At 74.3% G+C, this 3196-nt stretch carries 2 protein-coding genes; both read left to right on the plus strand.

The genetic code is table 11. The features are described 5' to 3' along the window. Positions 1-94: 94 nt before the first annotated feature. Positions 95-1162, plus strand: coding sequence for a MupA/Atu3671 family FMN-dependent luciferase-like monooxygenase (locus tag GKQ77_RS30640; protein ID WP_219692380.1), 1068 nt, complete (start codon positions 95-97; stop codon positions 1160-1162). Beyond that, positions 1159-3196, plus strand: a 2038-nt coding sequence (locus GKQ77_RS30645; protein ID WP_219692381.1) for a condensation domain-containing protein, incomplete at its 3' end; no start/stop codon positions are given. The genes GKQ77_RS30640 and GKQ77_RS30645, both read left to right, overlap by 4 nt.

Consider the following 3196-nt stretch of genomic DNA (forward strand, 5'->3'; position numbering starts at 1 on the left):
GCCCCGCCCCGGCGGCTCCCATCACCCGGCGGCCGCGCGTGCCCCGCCAGCAGGATCAGCAGAGCCACCTCAGCAGGGAACAGGAGGAGAGGCCGTGGACCTCAGCGTGATGTTCTTCGGCGCGGACAGCGGTGCGGGCAATGGAGACGAAGGTGCCCCGCACTCCCAGACGTACGACGACATCCTCGCCGTCGCCCGCACTGCCGACCGCCTCGGTTTCCACGCCATCTGGACCCCCGAGCGCCACTTCCAGCAGGTGGGCCAGGTCTTCCCCAGCCCGCCCGTGCTCAGCGCGGCGCTCGCCGTCGCCACCGAGCGCATCGGGATCCGCGCGGGCAGCGTCGTCCTGCCCCTGCACCACCCGCTGAAGGTCGCCGAGGACTGGGCGGTCGTCGACAACCTCTCGCACGGCCGGGTGGGGCTCTCCGTCGCCACCGGCTGGCACTCCGCCGACTTCACCCTCGCCCCCGGCCACTACGAGGACCGCAGGGAGCGGACCCTCCAGGCCATCCCCGAGCTGCGCAGGCTCTGGGCGGGCGAGGCGGGCACCTACCCCGACGGCACCGGGCAGCCCGTCGCCGTCGTCCCGCAACCCAGGCCCGTACAGCGCGAGTTGCCGCTCTGGATCACCACCTCCGGCAACCCCGCGACCTGGGAGGCCGCCGGACGGCTGCGCGCCGGGGTGCTCGGCGCGACCGTCGGGCAGAGCAGGGACGAACTCGCCGAGAAGATCGCCCGCTACCGCGCGGCCTGCGCCGCCGCCCCCGACCAGGCAGGCACCGACGCGCACGGCCGCGTCACGCTGATGGCGCACACCTATGTCGGCGCGGACGACGCCGAGGTCCGGCGCCGGGCCGCCGGGCCGCTCAAGGCGTACCTCGCCTCGTATCTGCGCCAGACCGCCGCCAACCGCGCGGCGGACGCGCGGCAGGGCGCGGAGCTGACCGGCGAACAGACCGCCATGCTCGCCGAGTTCGCCTTCCGGCGCTATCTGACCTGGGGCAGCCTCCTCGGCTCGCCCGGCACCTGCGCCAAGATGCTCGCCGACCTGCGCGACCTGGGCTGCGACGAGGTGGCCTGCTTCATCGACTTCGGCATCGGACGCGACGAGGTACTCGCGGGGCTGCACCGCCTCGCCGAGCTGAGAGAGGCCGCACTGTGACCCCGAACCAGCCTTCCACGGGCGCGAAGCAGCCTTCCACGGCCGCGAACCAGCCTTCGATGGCCGACCGGTTCAGCGCGCTCAGCGGTGAGCAGCGGATCCGGCTGATGCGCCGCCTCGTCGACGCGGGCCGCGCCCGGGAGGTCCCCGCGGTCGTGCCGCCCCGCGACGCCGGGGGAACCGTGCCGCTCAGCCCCGCCCAGCGGGACCTGTGGGTGTACGAATCGCTCTATCCCGGCACCCCGGCCCTCAACCTCTGCTGCGCCTACCACTTCGACGAGCCCGTGGACCCGGCCCACCTGGCGGCCGCGCTCACCCTCGTCCAGGCCCACCACGACATCCTGCGCACCCGGATCTCCGGCACGGCGGACGAGCCGCGCGTCGACTTCCCGGACGAGGGCCCCTTCGTACTGGAGCACGAGGACCTGCGCGGCACGGACACCACCATCGAGCAGGCCTTCCGCGCCTTCCGCCGTCGCCCGTTCGACCTCACCGCGGACCGCCTGATCCGCGGCCGCTTCGTACGTGTCGACGAGACGCGTACGACGCTGATGCTGAGCCTGCACCACATCATCACCGACTGGTGGTCCTTCGACGTCCTGCAGACCGAGTTCGCCGAGGCGTACCGCGCGGTGCGTGCGGGCGTCGAGCCCAAGCTGACGCGTCCTGCCATCCAGTACGCGGACTTCGCCTCCTGGCAGGGGGAGTTGGAGGCTGCCGGGGTCTTCGACGCGCGCCTGGACTTCTGGCGCCGCTATCTGGCGGACCCGCCGGGCCCGCTGACCGTGCCGGGCCACGGGAGCCCAGCCGCGGGCTCGGGCACCGGAGACTCCGGCGACGAGGACGGCATCGTCCAGATCCGCTTCCGCGTGGACGCGCCCACCGCGCGGGCCGTGCGCGCGCTGGCCCGCGAGCGCGGCGCCTCCGTCTACGTCGTCCTCATGACGGCCTTCGCGGTCCTCGCGCACCGCGTGTCCGGCGCCGACGACCTGGTGCTCGGCACCCCGGTCGCCAACCGCTCGGCCAAGGGTCTCGACCAGGTCATCGGGTATGTGATGAACGCCGTGCCGACCCGATGGCGCATTGCCGAAGCGGACTCCTTCGCCGATGTCCTGGCCCGCTTCGGCGCGGACTTCCCCGCGCTGATGGCGGGCGCCGACCTGCCGGTGGGCCGCATCGTCTCGGCCGTCGCCCCCGAGCGCAGCGCGGGCCGCTCCCCGCTCTTCCAGTGGGTGTTCATGCACCTGACGGAGCAGCCGAGCGTGTCGGCCGTACGGGAGTTCGCCGAGCCCGAGCGCATCCACACAGGCGGCGAACACGACCTCGTGGGTGTCGTGCGGGACAACGGCGACGGCATGGACGGCAGCTTCGAGATCCGTACGGACCTGTTCTCGCCGGAGGCCGTCACCCGCTGGGCGGACAGCTACCTCACCCTCCTGACCCAGGTCACCGCCGACCCGGCCGCGCCCCTGCGGGATCTGGACGTGCTCCCCGAGGCCGAGCGCGACCGCCTGCTCGCCCTGTCGCGCGGGCCGGCCGCGCCGGAGCCCGAGTCCCTGCCGGAAACGGTGGCCCGGCACGCCGCCCGCACGCCCGACGCGCCCGCTCTCGAAGCGGACGGTCTGCGGCTCACGTACGCCGAACTCGCCGAGCGCGTCGACCGGTTGGCGGCGCTCTTCGCCCGGCACGGCGCGGGCCCGGACCAAACCGTCGCGCTCGCCCTCGGGCGCGGCGCGGACCTCCCGGTGGCGGCGCTCGCCGTGCAGCGGGCCGGGGCTGCCTATCTCCCGGTCGACCCGGACTATCCGGCGGACCGGGTCCGCGGCACCCTCGCCGACGCGGCGCCCGTACTCCTGGTCACCGACGCGCGTACCGCCGCGGCGGGTGTGCTGCCGCCCATGGACGTGCCGCGGATCGTCCTGGACGACGGGGACGGGGACGGCGACGGCCACGGTGGCGGCTACGGCCACGGTGGCGGTGACGACACGTACGCGGGCGAGCCCCTGGCGGCCACGCCCCCCACCCCTACGCGCC

Origin of the sequence: Streptomyces anatolicus, from assembly GCF_019400875.1 — a bacterium.
GTDB lineage: Bacteria > Actinomycetota > Actinomycetes > Streptomycetales > Streptomycetaceae > Streptomyces > Streptomyces anatolicus.